At 64.4% G+C, this 16,991-nt stretch carries 16 protein-coding genes; 8 read left to right on the top strand and 8 right to left on the bottom strand.

Annotation, left to right across the window (positions count from 1 at the left end; translation table 11 throughout):
- Window positions 1-48: 48 nt before the first annotated feature.
- Entirely contained in the window at window positions 49-1,698 is a 1,650-nt protein-coding gene (pgi, locus tag ACFI9K_RS16220) for a glucose-6-phosphate isomerase (RefSeq protein ID WP_462664447.1), read from the top strand.
- Window positions 1,699-1,826: 128 nt separating this feature from the next.
- The gene (locus ACFI9K_RS16215; RefSeq protein ID WP_462664446.1) at window positions 1,827-2,795 is read left to right on the top strand and encodes a type IV toxin-antitoxin system AbiEi family antitoxin domain-containing protein; all 969 of its coding nucleotides are present in this window, start codon (window positions 1,827-1,829) and stop codon (window positions 2,793-2,795) included.
- Between the two features lie 54 nt (window positions 2,796-2,849).
- On the opposite strand, the gene ACFI9K_RS16210 is transcribed toward ACFI9K_RS16215, so the two are convergent.
- Both ACFI9K_RS16210 and ACFI9K_RS16205 read right to left on the bottom strand, forming a co-directional pair.
- Complete coding sequence (locus tag ACFI9K_RS16210) at window positions 2,850-4,466, bottom strand: acyl-CoA dehydrogenase family protein (RefSeq protein WP_462664445.1); 1,617 nt, start codon at window positions 4,464-4,466, stop codon at window positions 2,850-2,852.
- A complete protein-coding gene (locus tag ACFI9K_RS16205; protein WP_462664444.1) occupies window positions 4,453-5,055 on the bottom strand; it encodes a TetR/AcrR family transcriptional regulator in 603 nt (200 codons plus the stop codon). Before ACFI9K_RS16205 ends, ACFI9K_RS16210 begins: the two co-directional genes overlap by 14 nt.
- A gap of 62 nt (window positions 5,056-5,117) precedes the next feature.
- Here ACFI9K_RS16205 and ACFI9K_RS16200 point away from each other — a divergent pair, with 62 nt between their 5' ends.
- From ACFI9K_RS16200 to ACFI9K_RS16190, 3 genes are read left to right on the top strand one after another with little or no spacing between them, the layout of a single operon-like run.
- Window positions 5,118-5,882, top strand: a complete 765-nt coding sequence (locus ACFI9K_RS16200) for a crotonase/enoyl-CoA hydratase family protein (RefSeq protein WP_462664443.1) — start codon at window positions 5,118-5,120, stop codon at window positions 5,880-5,882.
- Window positions 5,879-7,126, top strand: coding sequence for a hypothetical protein (locus tag ACFI9K_RS16195; protein WP_462664442.1), 1,248 nt, complete (start codon window positions 5,879-5,881; stop codon window positions 7,124-7,126). Before ACFI9K_RS16200 ends, ACFI9K_RS16195 begins: the two co-directional genes overlap by 4 nt.
- A gap of 16 nt (window positions 7,127-7,142) precedes the next feature.
- A complete protein-coding gene (locus ACFI9K_RS16190; protein ID WP_462664441.1) occupies window positions 7,143-7,388 on the top strand; it encodes a DUF2630 family protein in 246 nt (81 codons plus the stop codon).
- On the opposite strand, the gene ACFI9K_RS16185 is transcribed toward ACFI9K_RS16190, so the two are convergent.
- Window positions 7,389-8,147: an SDR family oxidoreductase gene (locus ACFI9K_RS16185; RefSeq protein WP_462664440.1), complete on the bottom strand. Its 759-nt coding sequence runs from the start codon at window positions 8,145-8,147 to the stop codon at window positions 7,389-7,391.
- Between the two features lie 29 nt (window positions 8,148-8,176).
- Between ACFI9K_RS16185 and ACFI9K_RS16180 the strand changes: the two genes are divergently transcribed.
- Entirely contained in the window at window positions 8,177-9,619 is a 1,443-nt protein-coding gene (locus ACFI9K_RS16180; protein WP_462664439.1) for a dihydrolipoyl dehydrogenase family protein, read from the top strand.
- Here the strand turns inward: ACFI9K_RS16180 and ACFI9K_RS16175 are convergent.
- Window positions 9,613-11,019 carry an APC family permease gene (locus ACFI9K_RS16175; protein ID WP_462664438.1) on the bottom strand — a complete coding sequence of 469 codons (1,407 nt, stop codon included), beginning with the start codon at window positions 11,017-11,019 and terminating at the stop codon, window positions 9,613-9,615. The two genes, ACFI9K_RS16180 and ACFI9K_RS16175, sit on opposite strands and share 7 nt — an antisense overlap.
- 59 nt (window positions 11,020-11,078) lie before the next feature.
- Between ACFI9K_RS16175 and ACFI9K_RS16170 the strand changes: the two genes are divergently transcribed.
- Together ACFI9K_RS16170 and ACFI9K_RS16165 are read left to right on the top strand one after the other, a co-directional pair.
- Complete coding sequence (locus ACFI9K_RS16170) at window positions 11,079-11,672, top strand: TMEM175 family protein (RefSeq protein ID WP_462664437.1); 594 nt, start codon at window positions 11,079-11,081, stop codon at window positions 11,670-11,672.
- A 9-nt stretch (window positions 11,673-11,681) separates the two neighbouring features.
- Window positions 11,682-12,458, top strand: coding sequence for an IclR family transcriptional regulator (locus ACFI9K_RS16165; RefSeq protein ID WP_462664436.1), 777 nt, complete (start codon window positions 11,682-11,684; stop codon window positions 12,456-12,458).
- Here ACFI9K_RS16165 and ACFI9K_RS16160 read toward each other — a convergent pair.
- The 4 genes from ACFI9K_RS16160 to ACFI9K_RS16145 are packed head-to-tail and all read right to left on the bottom strand — an operon-like array spanning window position 12,446 to window position 16,991.
- A complete protein-coding gene (locus tag ACFI9K_RS16160; RefSeq protein ID WP_462664435.1) occupies window positions 12,446-13,435 on the bottom strand; it encodes a 2-hydroxyacid dehydrogenase in 990 nt (329 codons plus the stop codon). The two genes, ACFI9K_RS16165 and ACFI9K_RS16160, sit on opposite strands and share 13 nt — an antisense overlap.
- Window positions 13,432-14,355 (bottom strand): hydroxymethylglutaryl-CoA lyase, encoded by a 924-nt coding sequence (locus ACFI9K_RS16155; protein WP_462664434.1) that lies wholly within the window; start codon window positions 14,353-14,355, stop codon window positions 13,432-13,434. Before ACFI9K_RS16155 ends, ACFI9K_RS16160 begins: the two co-directional genes overlap by 4 nt.
- Entirely contained in the window at window positions 14,356-15,567 is a 1,212-nt protein-coding gene (locus ACFI9K_RS16150) for a CaiB/BaiF CoA transferase family protein (protein ID WP_462664433.1), read from the bottom strand.
- A gap of 32 nt (window positions 15,568-15,599) precedes the next feature.
- Complete coding sequence (locus tag ACFI9K_RS16145; protein WP_462664432.1) at window positions 15,600-16,991, bottom strand: GntP family permease; 1,392 nt, start codon at window positions 16,989-16,991, stop codon at window positions 15,600-15,602.

The raw sequence follows: 16,991 nt of genomic DNA, 5'->3' as shown, positions 1-16,991 counted from the left end.
CGACAAACGTCGCGCGCGCGACTCGGCACGGCATTACTGTTGGTTCGTATGAGCGTCGATATCACCGGCACGGATGCCTGGCAGAAACTGACCGATCACCACTCCACGATCGCCGATACTCATCTTCGGACGCTGTTCGCCGAGGACGCCGACCGCGCGCGCACGTTCACCCTCGATGCCGCCGATCTGCACATCGACTACAGCAAGCACCGCGTCACCAGCGAGACTCTCGCCCTGCTGATCGAACTGGCTCGCACCGCAGACGTCGAAGGCAAGCGCGACGCCATGTTCGCAGGCTCGCACATCAACACCTCCGAGGATCGCGCTGTTCTGCATACCGCACTGCGGCTTCCGGCCGACGCGTCGTTGACCGTCGACGGCCAGGACGTCGTCGCCGACGTACACGAAGTCCTCACGGCCATGGGCGAATTCACCGATCGGGTGCGCTCGGGCGAGTGGGTAGGTGCCACCGGAGAGAAGATCTCCACCGTCGTCAACATCGGCATCGGCGGATCCGATCTGGGTCCGGTCATGGTGTACAACGCACTGCGCCACTACGCCGACGCGGGGATCTCCGCGAAGTTCGTCTCCAACGTCGACCCCGCCGATCTCGTCGGCGCACTCGACGGACTCGATCCGGCGTCGACGCTGTTCATCATCGCGTCCAAGACGTTCTCCACCCTCGAAACGTTGACCAACGCTACCGCGGCCCGCCGCTGGCTCGTCGACGCACTCGGTGAGGACGCCGTCGCCAAGCACTTCGTCGCCGTGTCCACCAACGCCGAGCGAGTCGCGGACTTCGGCATCGACACCGACAACATGTTCGGCTTCTGGGACTGGGTGGGCGGACGCTACTCCGTGGACTCGGCAATCGGGTTGTCGGTCATGGCCGTTGTGGGTAAAGAGGCATTCGCTGAATTCCTCGACGGCTTCCATCGCATCGACGAGCACTTCCGGTCGACGCCGCTCGCCGAGAACGCGCCGGTTCTACTCGGCCTCATCGGCCTGTGGTACAGCAACTTCTTCGGCGCGGAAACCCGTGCGGTACTGCCGTATTCGAATGACCTCTCGCGCTTCGCGGCCTACCTGCAGCAGCTCACCATGGAGTCCAACGGCAAGTCCGTCAAGGCCGACGGCTCCCCCGTCACCACCTCCACCGGCGAAATCTTCTGGGGCGAGCCGGGCACCAACGGCCAGCATGCCTTCTACCAATTGCTCCACCAAGGAACACGTTTGGTACCGGCAGACTTCATCGGCTTCGCCGAGCCCACCGACGATCTGCCCACCCGCGACGGCAGCGGCTCGATGCACGACCTGTTGATGAGCAACTTCTTCGCACAGACCAAGGTGCTCGCCTTCGGCAAGACCGCCGAGGAGATCGCGGCCGAGGACACACCGGCAGATGTGGTGCCGCACAAGGTGATGCCCGGTAATCGACCGTCCACCTCGATTCTCGCCCCCAAGCTCACCCCGTCGGTCGTCGGCCAGTTGATCGCCCTCTACGAGCATCAGGTCTTCGTCGAAGGCGTCATCTGGGGTGTCGACTCCTACGACCAGTGGGGCGTCGAACTCGGTAAGACCCAGGCCCTCGAACTGACCCCGGTGCTCACCGATACCGAAGCGCCTGCCGCGCAATCGGATTCATCCACCGACGCCCTGGTGCGCTGGTACCGATCGCAGCGGGGTCGTTCGGCTTAGTCCGCTTCGGCTGCGAATCAGCTCCCCAGTTTTGGAAATGTGCCTCCGATCGGCGTCGGAAATCCAAAACTGGGGAGCTTTTTCGTGGGGAACGGATCCTGGTCGACGGTCCGCGCGTCCAAGCAGTCATGGACTTACCCCAGACGGATCTGTTCACGCGTGCCGATGCGCTCGCGTTCGGACTGACCGACGACGACTTGCGCCGACTCCGCCGCACCGGTGAGCTGTCGGTCCTGCGACCAGGTTTCTACGTACCGGGCGCGGTGATGCAGTCGTCGAGTCCGACAGAACGTCACTCGCTGCTCGCACGGTCCTACTTGCGATCCGCACCGCAGGGCGAAGTGCTCAGCCATGTTTCGGCCGCAATTGCGTGGGGCTTCGACATCTGGCAGCTTCCGCTGGACAAGGTGCACATGACGCACGGTCTCGACTACGCAAGCAAGCGTCGGCCGCTACGAATCCTGCACGGCACCGCGCTGGATCCCACCGAACGTACGACGGTCAACGGTCTGGCGGTCACTACGGCAGCCCGCACCATCGTCGACATCGCCCGCACCACCAGTGTGGAACGAGCCGTGTGTGTGGGCGACAGTGCGCTCAAATCGGGCCACACCGATCCCGATGCCCTCTCGACGGCGGTGGAGTCGGCTCGCTTTCGTACCGGCATCGCCGCCGCCCGGCGCGCGGTGCCGCTGATGAGCGGACGGAGCGAGAGCGTCGGCGAATCCAGAAGTCGCATGCTGTTCGAGACGCTTCCCTTGCCTACACCACTGCTCAATCAATGGGTGTACGACGGGGCAGGTCGATTCGTCGGACGAGTCGACTTCCTGTTCTGGGAATGGAAAGTGATCGGCGAGTTCGACGGCGAATCCAAGTACGACTCCAAGCGGGTACTCCTCGACGAGAAGTACCGTGAGGACAGACTCCGAGATCTCGGGTGGGTTGTGGTGCGCTGGAATTGGCGAGACTTGGACGATCCGCGAGCTCTGCTGCGCCGCTTCGAGCACGCCCGTGCCCGCGCAGCAGCCCTCCCTCAGCCTGCCGGGTGGTTCGGAGACCAGCGCCTGGCGGGGAATCAGCTCCCCAGTTTCGGATAACCGACTCCGATCGGCGGCACATTTCCAAATGTGGGGAGCCGATCCATCCGAAAATCACACCCGCGCCAACACCGCCGCCGTATCGACTCCCGTCGGCAGGGTGCCGAAGGCAATGCCCCAGTCGCGGTCGAGTCGAGTGGCGCAGAAGGCATCGGCCACAGCGGGATTGCCGTGCATCACCAGTTGCGCGCCTTGGAAGGTCAGCGCCATAAGCTCGACGACTCGCCTGGCTCGGTATTCCATGTCGGAGGTGTCGGAGAGCTCTTTGCCGACCCGCGCTATCGCGTCGTCCAGTCGAGAATCCACGCCCGACGCTTGGCCGATCTCGCCGAAGAATGCCTCGACGCTGTCCGGTTGACGTGCCAATGCGCGCAGGGAATCGAGTGCGGCAACATTGCCTGACCCTTCCCAGATCGACATCAGCGGCGATTCGCGGAACAACCGGGGCATCCCCGATTCCTCCACGTAGCCGTTGCCACCGAGACATTCGAGCGCTTCGGCAGCGTGCGCCGGTGCCCGCTTGCACACCCAGTACTTGGTGATGGCCAACGCGATCCTGCGCAACGCGCTCTCCTGCTCGTCGCCTCGAGCCGATCCGTCGGTGGCCTGGGCCAGCCGAATCATTGCGACCGTCGCGGCCTCGGATTCGATGGTCAAGTCTGCCAATACATTTCGCATCAGCGGCTGATCGATCAGCGTAGCGCCGAACGCCGCTCGGTGGCGTGCGTGGTGAACCGCGCGAACGGTGGCGTTCCGAATTCCTGCCGCGGATCCTATGACGCAGTCCAGCCTGGTCATGTTGACCATCTCGATGATGGTGCGCACTCCGCGACCCTCTTCGCCCACGAGCCACCCGGTCGCCCCGTGGTACTCGAGTTCACCGGATGCGTTGGACTTGTTCCCCAGCTTGTCCTTCAGGCGCATCAGAGTCATTCGATTACGCGTGCCGTCGGGCAGAACACGCGGCAGCATGAAGCACGACAGTCCACCCGGTGCCTGCGCCAGGGTGAGGAACATGTCCGACATCGGCGCAGAAGTGAACCACTTGTGACCGACGATCGAATACGTGCCGTCCGACGACGGCGTCGCAGTGGTGGTGTTGGCGCGAACGTCCGAGCCACCCTGCTTCTCCGTCATCGACATACCGGCGATCAGCCCACGCTTCTCGGACGGGACCCGCAGACCGAAGTCGTATTCCCGCGAGGCCAACAGCGGCTCGTACTGTGCAGCCAGAGATGGGTTGTGCCGCAATGCCGGAACGACGGCATAGGTCATCGAGATCGGGCACATGTGCCCGGCATCGGTCTGTCCCCACACGTAGAACTTCGCGGCGCGGGCAACGTGTGCACCCACGCGATCATCGGTCCAGGGGCTGGCATGCAACCCGTGTTCGACGGCGACGGTCATCAGATCGTGCCAGTGCGGATGAAACTCGACCTCGTCGATGCGATGACCGTAGCGATCGTGAGTCTTCAACACCGGCGGGTTCTCGTTGGCGAGCCGCCCCCAGTCCTGGGCCACCGTTCCGCCGGCGAGCACTCCCAACTGCCGAACCTCGTCGAGCGCCCACCCGCCGCCCGCCCGCTCCAGGCCGTCGAGCAACGACACATCCGCAGACGTGTCGTACGGACTCAGGTTCACGGCCTGGTTGAATACCTCATGCGTGTCCATCTCGAACTCCTAACGCGCGCAGCGACAATGCGACCAGACCCGGCACCGGGTCCTCGGGTTCACGTGCAGACAGCGGACCGACCAGTACCTCGCCGACGGCACCGACCAGACCTGCCGCAGAGAGTGCCGTGTCCTGCTCAGGGATCTCTCCGGCCGCGATGCCTGCAGTGATCGCGTCGGCGAAGGCCTCGGTGAATTTCCGCCGGAAGACCAACCGCTCGGCGTCGACCGCGGGGTCCACCGGTTCGGCCAGCAGCGCGTACGCCATCGTCGGGTTCTTCAGGGCACGCCCGGCAAAGGTCTCCACCACTGCCGTCACCCGTTCGGCGGCACTCCCGCGCTCGGCAACGGCGATCACGGCGGCCACCTCCCGGCTGCAGACTTCACGGAAGATGGCGACCACCAGGTCCGACTTGCCCTCGAAGTGGGTGTAGACGCTGCCTGCGGATACTCCTGCGGCCGCGGCGACCGAGGCCACCGTCAGTCCGGCGTAGCCATGCAACGACAGCACGTCGATGGCTGCGGCGAACAGCCTGTCTCGACCGGCGTCGAGTCTGGCTTGCACCGCGGGTGTTCGGCGATACGGCATGTCAAGGATTGAAGCACTGATTCATTGCTTCACGCAAGAGAACTCGAGTAGGCTTCACGAATATGCCGGTACGGATCGAACGATCAGGCCCCGTCACCACAATCGTCCTCTCGCGCCCGGAGGTGCGGAACGCCGTCGACGGCCCCACAGCGCAGGAGCTGACCCAAGCGTTCGAGGAGTTCGACGCCGATGAATCAGCGTCGGTAGCAGTGCTCTGGGGCGAGGGAGGCACCTTCTGCTCGGGAGCAGACCTCGAAGCGCTGGGCACACCTCGCTCGAACCACGCCACCGAACACGGCGACGGGCCGATGGGTCCGACGCGAATGCGGTTGTCCAAGCCGGTCATCGCGGCGGTCTCCGGGTATGCCGTCGCCGGTGGACTCGAGCTGGCGCTGTGGTGCGATCTTCGCATCGCCGAGGACGACGCCACCTTCGGGGTGTTCTGCCGCCGCTGGGGTGTTCCGCTGATCGACGGCGGCACAGTGCGATTGCCGCGCATCGTCGGTACCGGCCGGGCGATGGACATGATCCTCACCGGTCGCGCCGTCGACGCGCAGGAAGCTCTGAACATCGGGCTGATCACTCGAGTCGTTCCGGTGGGGCGGGCCCGTTCCGAGGCAGAGGCCCTGGCTGCCGAACTCGCCCTGCTACCCCAGACCTGTATGCGCGAGGACCGCTTGTCCGTGCTCGAGCAGGACGGCCTGGACGAAGAGGCGGCGCTGAAGAACGAGTTTCGACACGGTGCCATCTCGATCACCGCTGACGCACTCTCCGGCGCAGCCAAGTTCGTCTCGGGTGCAGGACGCCACGGTACCCCGAGCCCGTGATCTCGACCCGTCTCTCGGTGATCGACGAGATCTTCCTCCGCACCCACCGTGGATACGGCACTCCCATTGCACTGCAGGGTATCTGGCGTTCGACCGAGACGGTGACGAGGCAGGAACTCGACCGGGTACGTCGAGAATTGGCGGTCGGGCCGCTCGGCCGCAGAGTCGTCAAGCCCCGCGTACCCGGTGCCAGGCTCCGCTGGGACATCTCACCGGAGTCGCTACCGCTCGAGTACGCCACCGAAGCGGTCGACGACGTCGCCGGATGGGCCGATACACAAGCCGACGTACCGCTCGACCCGCAGTACGGACCCGGCTGGCGACTGACGGCCGCTCCCCTCGCGCACGGCGGAACCGTGGTGTCTTTGGTGTGCTCGCACGCTCTGGCCGATGCGCGGGGCCTGATAGAGGCTGCTGCACAAGCGTTCTCCAATCCCAGGATGCCCAGGACCGTGCCGCATCCGGGCTCGGATGCTGCCGACGCGATCCGGATGATCCTGACCGTTCTGGTCCGATCCATCGCGGCGACGGCGAAGCTGTGGGTCAGCAAGAAGGCGCGAGCCGAACTGCGCGCGTTCACCACCGCCGATACCGGCGTCACTGCGCATCGAGCACGGCACATGCACACGGTGATCGTGGATATCGATGCTGCCGAATGGGATTCGGCGGCGGAACGCGTCGGGGGTTCGGCCAACTCCCTGTTCGTGTCCGTCGCAGCTGCCACGATGAGTGAACTCGGATCACCCGCCGTGACCGTCGACATCCCTTTCCGAACCGGATCCGGTGATGCCAACTCGATCGGCATGGCTACCGTCGCGGTCCGTGGAGACGATTCGCCCGCCGACATCCGAATCGCCTGCAAAGCGGCCTTCGGAGCTCCCGTCGGAGCTCCGGCCGGTTATCCCCCGGAGATCGTTCAGCTGCTGCCCCACCGCCTGGCCGCGAAGTTGACGTCGACTCCGGGACGCGGAGAAGTGTTGTGCTCCAACATCGGTGATATCCCCACCGGCGTCACGGCCCTCGGCCCGCACCGTTCGAGCGGACTGGCCACTCGGGCGATCCATCCCGATCTGCAGGGCACCGAGTCCACCGTCGGCATGTCGACCTACATCTCCAGGCTGAACGGCATCTACACGCTCTCGCTGGTGTGCACCGACGACGCCCTGGTCGGATCGCCCGGCGAGCTCGCCTCGGCTCTGCAGCGAGCTCTCGCACGGCGAAACCTGGCCGGTAAACCTTGGTAGGTCTACCGTGGTCGCCATGAACGAGCACGATATCCACACCAAGATCCAGCAGCTCATTGCCACCGAGCACAAGCTCCGCAGCGAGAGCCAGGCCGGCGAGATCGACCCGAGCACCGAGAAGGCCGAACTGGCCTCCCTCGAGCACGCCCTCGATCAGTGTTGGGACCTGCTTCGCCAGCGCCGCGCGCGCATCGACGCGGGCAAGGATCCCGACACAGCAACCGCCAACAGCGTCAACCAGGTCGAGGGTTACTTGCAGTAGCTACACCATTCGATCCGTCAACACGTTCGGCAGAAACCGCAGCGCCGCGTCGATGCCCCGCCACTTGAGGCCGGGCAGCGCGGCGCGGCGGGTTTCGCTCTCGATCGCGTCGACCATGGCGGTGACCCCCTGGTCCAGAGTGGCTGTGAGAGCGGCACTGTCGCCCGCGTTGGCGGACATGTCGGTGGCGATGAAACCCGGCAGCAGAGTCGTGACGGCGATATCGGTTCGGGCCAGTTCGGTGGCCAGAGACTCCCCCAGCGACGCCACTGCCGCTTTGCTCGCCGAGTAGGCAGCTTTCGCTCCCGGCAGCCCCCGGTCTGCGCTGATGGACGAGACGAACACCAGGTGCCCGCGGCGCTGCTGCCGGAAGATCGACAATGCGGCCTCGGCCTGCGACAGGGCCCCGACGAAATTGGTGCGCGCGGTCTGCAGGTTGGCCTCGGCCCGACCCGTACCGATCTTCGCGCCCTTACCGAGGCCGGCGTTGACGATCACTCGGTCGAGGCCCCCCAATTCGTCTCGCAACGCACCGAACACCTCGCCCACCGCATCGTGATCGGTGACGTCGAGAGCACGGACGCCGACGGTGATGTTCGGGTTCCGGTGCATCAACTCGACGCGAAGTTCGTCGAGTCGCTCCACCCGCCTGGCACACAGCGCCAGATCGCGACCCATCGCGGCGAACCGTCTGGCCATTTCTTCTCCGAGGCCCGAGCTCGCTCCGGTGATCAGAATCTTGTTCCGAGTGGTCGCCATAAGCGGCGAGCCTATGTCACTGTGGAGGTATGGCAGCGGAGAGCTCGGAATTCGACGTGATCGTCATCGGCGGAGGCCCGGTGGGCGAGAACGCCGCACAGTACGCAATACAGGGCAGCGATCGCACCGCCGCGATCATCGAACACGAACTGGTCGGCGGTGAGTGCTCGTACTGGGCCTGCATGCCCAGCAAAGCCCTGCTGCGTCCGAGCGAGGTGCTCGACACCGCACGAAACATGCCGGGGGTCAAAGAGCTGGTGGGCGATCAACCCCTCGACGCCGACGCGGTACTGGCCCGGCGTGAGTCGTTCACCCACGGCCTCGACGATTCTTCGCAGGTGAGTTGGGCCGAATCGGCCGGCATCTCGGTGATCCGCGGTCACGGGCGACTCACCGGAGCCAAGACCGTCGAGGTCGACGGACGCACGATCACCGCACGCCATGCGGTGATCCTCGCCACCGGAACCACCGCCTCGGTACCGAACACGCCAGGTCTGCGCGACGCGATGCCCTGGATCTCTCGCGACGCCACCAACATTCACGAAACTCCCGGCCATGTCGCGGTGATCGGCGGTGGCGTCGTCGCGTCGGAGGCCGCCACGTGGCTGCTCTCGCTCGGGGCGAAGGTGACGATGATCGTGCGTGGTGCGTCGCTGCTGGCCGGCTCCGAACCGTTCGCCGGTGAATTGGTCGCCGAGGCACTGAAGAAGCGCGGCGCAACGATCATGCTCGACGCCTCCGCCGAGTCCGTCTCCCGGGAGAACCCTGCCGACACCGGTGTCGGTCGAATTCACGGCGGGCCGGTCACGCTCACAGTCGGCGGTGACGACCTTGTCGTGGATGAAGTGCTCGTCGCTGCGGGTCGCGCGCCGGCGAGTTCGGATCTGGGGTTGTCGAGCCTCGGACTCGACGAGGGCCACTACATCGACGTCGACGACCACCTGTCGGTTCCGGGTCACGACTGGCTGTACGCGGTGGGTGATATCAACGGCCGCGCGCCACTGACGCACATGGGCAAATACCAGGGCCGGGTGGCAGGCGATGTCATTGCAGCGCGGGCCGAAGGAAAGCCGTTGGATCGGAAGCGGTTCCGCGCAACCGCCGACCATGGCCAGGTCCCACAGGTGGTGTTCACGCCGCTCGAGGTGGCATCGGTCGGACTCACCGAGGCCAAGGCTCGGAAAGAAGGCATCGACGTCGAGATCGTGGCGCAGGACATCGCCGTCGCGGGATCGTCTCTGCAGCAGGACGACTACTCCGGCCGTGCGCAGCTGGTGATCGACCGGGCCACCGACACGATAGTGGGAGCGACGTTCGTCGGTCCGGGTGTTGCCGAACTGGTTCATGCGGCCACCATCGCCGTGGTCGGCAAGGTGTCGCTCGACGACCTGTGGCATGCGGTGCCGTCGTATCCGACGGTCAGCGAGATCTGGCTCCGGCTTCTCGAGGCTCGCCGAACAGCCGATCACTGACGCATGTAGGCCGCGGCAATTCCCTCGTAGGTCGTCGGGTCGGCGCGTTTGATGCGCAGTGCCACCAGGACGCCGAGGATCGCGGCGAGGATCAGCACCACCGGGATCGCATTGACGATCGCAGAGTCGGAACCGGTCAGGATGCTGTAATGCGTTCCGGCAAGCACCAATCCGGTCATGAACCCGGCGAACCCGATTCCGGGGGCGATGCCGGTGCGCCATAGCGAACGGTCGGGGTGGCCGATGAAGAACACCACCACCGACAGCGCTGCAGCCGCCTGCAGCGCGATGACTCCCAACGTTCCCAGTCCGATAGCTCCGGCCGCATAGATCAGGTACGGGTCTGCACCGGTTACCGCGAATGCGGTGAGCGAGATCGCGGCGACGACCGAGGCGGTGATGCTGCCGACGTGCGGACTTGAATGCCGCGGGTGAATTCGGCCCAGCCGCACCGGAAGTACGCGCTCGCGCCCGAGAGCGAACAGGTACCGACTCGCCGCGTTGTGCACCGCGAGATACGACGCGAGCACACTGGTGCACAGCAACACGGCGGTACCGTCGTACAACACGGTTCCACCGTATTGCTGCGCCAGCGTGAACAGAAGGTTGCCCAGTTCGCTCTCGGCCAGGATCGGTGCATCGACTCCGCCCGCGGCCCCGACGATGATCCAACTGGTCAACACGTAGAAGACCGCGATGAGCGACACCGCGATGAACGTCGCGCGCGGGATGCTGCGCCTGGGGTCCTTGGTCTCCTCGCCGTACAGCGCAGCGGACTCGAAACCGATGAAACTGGAGAAGGCGAACATCATCGCGATCCCCAACGATCCGGACAACACCTGCGTCGGGGTGAACGACTCCAGTGGCACCGCCGCGGTTCCCTTCTCACCCACCACGAGAGCGTTGAACACGGTGAGAAAGGCGAATTCGAGCACCATCAGGGTTCCCAACACCTTGGCCGAGAGGTCGGCATTTCGGAAGCCGAGGAACGCGACGATGACGACAGCGGCTGCCGTGAAGACGTACCACGGAATGTCGATACCGGAATCCTCGAATACCAGGTGCGTGAAATATCCGAATGCTCCCGAAAGTCCGCATGCCAACGAGGTATACGCGACAACTGCGACATATGCGGCAGCAACACCGGGCGGCTTTCCCAACGCCAGACCGATGTAGGTGTAGAACGCACCGGTGCTGTACACCTGCTGGCTGATGGCCGCGAAGCCCACCGAGAAGCACAGCAGCACAACGGCACTGATCGCATACGCCGCAGGCAGACCGGCACCATTGCCACGAATCAACGCCAGGGGGACGTTGCCGATCATGGCCGCCATCGGGGCCGCCGCAGCAACCACGAGAAATACCACGCGACCGGTGGTGAGAGTGCGTCGATCGGACATCGTTGGGACGGTACTCGCAGACAGAGCACAGTGCTGACATGCGATACAGAATGGCTGACATGGAATACCAACGCGGTTTCGAGAGACTGGTCAACTTCAGTGATGCGGTGGTCGCGATCGCGGCGACGCTGCTGGTGCTGCCACTCGTCGAACTGGCGGATCCGGGACAGAGCGACAGTTTCGTGGACGTCTTTCGCGAACACGGAGTCGAGTTCTATGCCTTCGTCCTGAGCTTTCTGGTCATCTTCACCCAGTGGCTCAGCCACCATCGCGTCTTCCGAAACCTGGTCGGATACACACCTGCCCTGATGTGGGTCAACTTCGTCTGGCTGCTGTCGATCGTCTTCCTGCCGTTCCCGACGAAGTTGATCGCCGAGAAGAACGGCTACGACTCGAGTTCGTCGACGCTGTACGTCGCCACCATCGCGGTATCCGTCATCACCATGTTCGTCGCGGACGTCATCGTCTCGCGGCACCCGTCCATCGTGGCCGAGGATTCCCGGGATCTCGAGCGCGTCCGCAACGGTGCGATCAGTTCGGTGTTGATCCTGATCGCGTTCGGTGTCGCGTTCACCTCGCTCGGCCTGTGGTCGCTGCTGATTCTGTTGTTGACCAAGCCGATCAACCGTCTGCTGAGCACCCGGGCCGAGTAGATTGGTCGGGTGAGCAGCGAGAGCACATCGAAGCAGCAGCCACTTCTGGTGCTGGGCAAGATCACCGAGATTCTCGACGCCTTCTCGTTCGACCGTCCGTCGATGACACTCGGCGAGATTCAACAGACCACCGGCCTACCCACCTCCACGGTGCAGCGGCTCGTCACCAACCTTGTGCAGCAGGGTTTTCTGGACCGCGTGGGCGATCGCATCCGGATCGGGGTGCGCATGGCCTACTGGGCCGCAACGGCGACCAAGGACCTCGACGTGCTGTCGGTCGTCAACCCTGTACTCAAGGACATGCGCGATTCGACGACCGAAACGGCGTGCTTCTTTCGGCCGGAGCAGAACTATCGCGTGTGCGTCGCCATCGCCGAGACCCGGCATGCGTTGCGACGAGACATGTACGTCGGCAAGGTCATCCCACTCAGTGCGGGATCGGCAAGCCGCGTCCTACTGGCGTGGGACGACGAGCTTGCCGAGCGCGTGCTGTCACGCGAACTCGAGTCGATGACCGAACAGACCGTGACCGAGGCGGAGACGATGCGGGCCCTGTTGGCGCAGACCAAGTCCGACGGTTACGCGATCACCACCGGGGAGCGAGAATCCGGAGCGTCCGGCCTGTCCGCTCCGGTGTTCGATTCCGCCGCGGACATCGTCGGTGCGCTCACCATCAGCGGTCCGACCCTTCGGATGCCGCAATCGCAGTGCGAGGCGTGGGTGGATCTGTTGATCTCGCACGCCGAGCAGATCACGAGAACTCTGGGCGGCCGCTACCCCGCGTGACCCCAGAGTTCGGCATTCACCGGATGCGGCGGCAGCGAACCGGCGAACATCGCCGCGGCATTGGTTGCACACAGGCGTGCCATCTCCGACCGTACCGACACCGTCGCGCTGCCGACGTGCGGCAACAACACCGTGTTCGACAGCTCGGCCAGACCCGGCTCGAGTGCAGGCTCACGCTCGTAGACGTCCAAACCTGCTGCGGAGATGGACTTCTCCCGTAGTGCGACCACCAGCGCGGCCTCGTCGACCACCGGTCCTCGCGCGGTGTTGATCAGAATCGCCGACGGTTTCATGGCCTCGAACACCGCAGCGTCGACCAGATGGTGAGTCGAATCCGACAACGGAACGTGAAGGGAGAGAAAGTCGCTGGTCGTGACGATCTCGTCCCAGGACGCATGAATCACGCGGCCCGCGAACTCGCCGAGCTCGTCGTCGGAGACCTCGCGATCACCCGGCGGGCGGGGACAGAACTTCACCGTCATACCGAAGCCCAACGCCCGGCGAGCGGTGGCGCGAGCAATGCGCCCGAAACCGGCCAGCCCCAGCACCCGGCCCGAGACATCGCTGCCGAGAAGCAGTTCGGGTTGCCATCCGGTGAACGAGCCGGATCGGACGAACGCATCGGCCTCGACGGCGCGGCGGGCCGTGGACAGAATGAGGAGCATCGCGATGTCCGCGGTCGAATCGGTCAGCACCCCCGGGGTATTGGCGACGGTGATCCCCTGCGCTGTGGCCGCTGCGATGTCGATGTTGTCGTATCCCACTGCATAGTTGGATATCCCGACGAGCGATGCCGATCTCAGCAGGTCGGCATCGAACCGATCACGCAACTGGGAGACGACCACGGAGTAGTCGCCCGAGGCGCAGGCGTCGACCAACTGCTCGTGATCGACCTCCCGCAGGTCCACGTCCCCGGCGGCGCGCAGAATGTCCATGCCCGGTGCCGGTATCTCGGTGGTGACGAGGATACGGCTCATACGACCCACTCGAATGCTCGAGCTTCCGATCGTGCGCCCTGAACTGTTTTCGATCGCATGGGCTCGCCCAGTTCGGTGAGCAACTCCTCGGACAGAGACACCATGGCCGCCAATGTTTTCGGCTCGAACCAGTGCGGCCGCGTGGCGAAGAGGATGTCCTCGGACGAGGTGTTTCCGCTGGCCCCGGGCGCAAAGGGGCACCCGCCGAGACCGCCGAGCGAACCGTCGACCATCGTGGCACCGGCGGAGATCGCGGCGAGAGTGTTCGCCACGCCCAGGCCCCAGGTGTCGTGACCATGGAACACCACCCGGCGATCCGGGGTTTCCTCACGCACTCTGGTGATCAACGACGACACCTGCACCGGCACGGCCTGTCCGAGAGTGTCACAGATGACGATATCCGTTGCGCCCATTGCACGTTCGTCGTTGGCAATGTCGATCACCCGATCCGGAGGCACCTGCCCCTCGAACGGACAGGTGAACGACGTCGCGATGCAGAGCTCTATCTCACCGCCCACCGACCGAGCGATGTCGACGGCATCGGGCATGGCTGCCAGTGAGACCTCGGTGGTACGGCCGATGTTGGCCTGGTTGTGCGAGTCCGACGCGGAGAAGCAGTACTGAAAGTTGCGGGCACCGGCGGCTGCGGCCTTCTCGACGTGCCGCGGAGTAGCGACCCACACCCAGCATCGGGCGAGTTCGGCGGCGGTCAGCTCGGCGACGACCTCGAGGGTGTTGGCCATCGGTGGCACTGTGTCGCCTCGTGCCATCGACCCGATCTCGAGCGACGGCACCCCGAGTTCGATCAGCGCCCTGATGATCTCGAGCTTGCGATCGGTGGAGAGCAACTTGCCGGTGAGCTGCAGACCGTCGCGCATCGTGACGTCGCGCAGGTCCGCGGAGGGGGAGAACGAGTACATCTACAGACCCATTTCTTCGTCGGTACGGCCGAGCAGGGTCGACAGTACTTCTCGTGTGTGTTCGCCCAGATCCGGTCCGATCGAGCGGATCTGCAGGGATGCGTCGCCGATCACCGGAACCACACCGACGAATCCGACGTCGGCGGGTTCGTCGCCGCCGGTGTCGACCTGGAAGTGCTGAATCATGTTGCGGGCGGCGTACTGCTCGTCGGCGACGATATCCGCCGCGGTGTAGATCGGCCCGGATGGCACCCCGGCGGCGTCGAGGATCTTCAATGCCTGTTCACGCGAGTGCAATCCGGTCCAGGCCGAGATAGCCGCATCCAATTCGTCGCGTCGACGCCACCGGCCCGCATTGGATGACAGGTCCGGATCGGCTCCCAGATCGGGACGATCGATGGTCTCCATGTAGCGCTGGAAGATGGCGTCGCCGTTACCGGCGATGATGATCGAGTGACCGTCGTTGCACGGGTAGGCATTCGACGGCGCGATGCCCTCCATCCGCCCGCCCGTCCGTTCACGTTCGACGCCGTAAGCGAGATAATCCGGAATCAGCGACTCCATCATCGACAGGATGGATTCGTTCAGCGCCACATCGATGGAACGCTGTTCGAGCGACAACGGGTCCGATTTCTCTGCTGCGCGCTGTGTCTGGCGTTGGAACAATGCCATGACGCAACCGAACGCTGCGTACAGTCCGGCGATCGAGTCGCCGATCGAGACTCCCACTCGGACCGGTGGCCGGTCCGGGTCACCGACGAGATTGCGGAATCCGCCGTATGCCTCTGCCACAGCGGCGAACCCGGGTCGCTGCGACATCGGGCCGGTCTGCCCGAAGGCCGAGATGCGCGTGATGATCAGCTCCGGATTGGCCGCACTGAGTACCTCCGGCGAGATGCCCCATTTCTCCAGGGTGCCGGGTCGGAAGTTCTCGAGCACGATGTCGCACTGTGCGGCCAGAGCGACAACGTCCTGGCGTCCCTGTTCGGTACGCAGGTCCAGCACGATCGACTTCTTGTTCCGGTTTATCGTGCGATAGAGCATCGATGTGGTGCCCGAGTACAGCCGCCAGTTGCGTAGTTCGTCGCCGGTCCCCGGACGTTCGACCTTGATCACCTCGGCACCGAAATCGGCGAGCATCCTGGCCGCGGTGGGGGCGGCGATGTAATTGCCGAGTTCGAGTACTCGAACTCCGCTGAGCGGCAATGCCATTGTGTTCCTTTCGATGTTCACGGCAGAGGAGGTCACAGGATCCAGCTCATCGGCACGATCAACGCAATGGCGATCACCGATGCCACCGAGACGCCCACCGAACACGTCTTGAGTGTGCCCCGTGTCGACTGGCCCATCAAGGACTGCAGCAGCCAGAAGGTGTTGCTGGTGACATGGACGGCGAACAGTGACCCCGCGCCGGCGGCCAACGCGATGAACACCGGGTCGAGACCGATGAGCGGAGCGACCGGGGCAAGGATGCCGGCCGAGGTGATGGCAGAGATCGTCACGGATCCGACGGCGATGTGCAACGCCGCAGCGATGACCCACACCATCAACAACGGTGCTGCGGTACTGGCCGTGAAGTATTGGCCGAGGATGTCGCCGAGACCGGCTTCGTTGATGACGGCCGCGAGCGACCCACCGACACCGGTGAGGATCAGGATCTGACCGCTCTCGGCGAAACCGCGAGCCAGTGCCTTCTCGACCCGTTTCTGTCCGACGTGGTAGCGGCCGATGAGGCACGTCCCCACCAGTCCGATGAGCAGGGCGATGACGGGGCTGGCGATGAATTCGACTACGGGAAAAGATATGTCGGCCACTTCGAGAACTGCCCCGATGGCAATGAGGACGAGAGCGAGCAGCAATGGCGAGAGCAACACCAGCAGCGAGGTCTGCTTCTCGGTGCGTACCTTCTGCGCCACGCCACCGCCGGCCTCGAGGGGCTCGTCATCGGAATCGCCAGTCTCGGGAACCACAGGCTCTGGGACCACGACGATCTGCTGCTCGTCCTTCTCCTCGTTCCACCAGCCGTGCCGGAACACGAACGACATGATGGCCACGGACAGCACGACGACGGGAACGATCAGGATCAATCCGTAGATCATCATCTTGCCCAACGGCACTCCGAGCAGTCCGGCCAAAGCGAGAGTCGCGACACCGGGAACCATGAACACGATCCCGCATTCGAGCGAGATGGCCAGCGCCGTAGCCATTCTCGCTGTGCCGTACTTGCCGATCTTCGGCGCGAGGTTCCGAGCGAGTGGAGCAGATATCACCAGCAGCACGTCGAGAAAGATGGACTGCAACACGGTCGCGATGGTCAGCGACAGCGCGTACGGGAGCCGTTTGGGACCGAACGTCTTCAGCAAGGTGCCGACGAGACGTTGAATTGCGCTCATCTCCTGCAGCACCGCGCCCATCAGGACGCCGAACGCGATGAGCAGTCCCACCTCGGCCATGATCTCGCCGAATCCGCCCGTGATGGTGTCGACGGTTGTAGTGACTCCGAGCTTGGTCGCCAAGCCCAGATAGGCGGCCCCGAGTACCAGCGAGATCACCGGGTTGAAGTGAAAACGAACGATGAAGACCACCACCGCCAGAACGGCGACGACGGTGTTGATCACGATCCACATGTCGGACAT

The organism is Rhodococcus sp. PSi06, from assembly GCF_054960675.1.
This window is presented reverse-complemented; position numbering and strand designations above follow the sequence as displayed.

Bases quoted from the DNA above. Each gene is read 5' to 3' on its own strand.
- pgi (WP_462664447.1), top strand. From the start codon at position 49: ATGAGCGTCGATATCACCGGCACGGATGCCTGGCAGAAACTGACCGAT.
- ACFI9K_RS16215 (WP_462664446.1), top strand. From the start codon at position 1,827: ATGGACTTACCCCAGACGGATCTGTTCACGCGTGCCGATGCGCTCGCG.
- ACFI9K_RS16210 (WP_462664445.1), bottom strand. From the start codon at position 4,466: ATGGACACGCATGAGGTATTCAACCAGGCCGTGAACCTGAGTCCGTAC.
- ACFI9K_RS16205 (WP_462664444.1), bottom strand. From the start codon at position 5,055: ATGCCGTATCGCCGAACACCCGCGGTGCAAGCCAGACTCGACGCCGGT.
- ACFI9K_RS16200 (WP_462664443.1), top strand. From the start codon at position 5,118: ATGCCGGTACGGATCGAACGATCAGGCCCCGTCACCACAATCGTCCTC.
- ACFI9K_RS16190 (WP_462664441.1), top strand. From the start codon at position 7,143: ATGAACGAGCACGATATCCACACCAAGATCCAGCAGCTCATTGCCACC.
- ACFI9K_RS16185 (WP_462664440.1), bottom strand. From the start codon at position 8,147: ATGGCGACCACTCGGAACAAGATTCTGATCACCGGAGCGAGCTCGGGC.
- ACFI9K_RS16180 (WP_462664439.1), top strand. From the start codon at position 8,177: ATGGCAGCGGAGAGCTCGGAATTCGACGTGATCGTCATCGGCGGAGGC.
- ACFI9K_RS16175 (WP_462664438.1), bottom strand. From the start codon at position 11,019: ATGTCCGATCGACGCACTCTCACCACCGGTCGCGTGGTATTTCTCGTG.
- ACFI9K_RS16170 (WP_462664437.1), top strand. From the start codon at position 11,079: ATGGAATACCAACGCGGTTTCGAGAGACTGGTCAACTTCAGTGATGCG.
- ACFI9K_RS16160 (WP_462664435.1), bottom strand. From the start codon at position 13,435: ATGAGCCGTATCCTCGTCACCACCGAGATACCGGCACCGGGCATGGAC.
- ACFI9K_RS16155 (WP_462664434.1), bottom strand. From the start codon at position 14,355: ATGTACTCGTTCTCCCCCTCCGCGGACCTGCGCGACGTCACGATGCGC.
- ACFI9K_RS16150 (WP_462664433.1), bottom strand. From the start codon at position 15,567: ATGGCATTGCCGCTCAGCGGAGTTCGAGTACTCGAACTCGGCAATTAC.
- ACFI9K_RS16145 (WP_462664432.1), bottom strand. From the start codon at position 16,991: ATGTCCGACATGTGGATCGTGATCAACACCGTCGTCGCCGTTCTGGCG.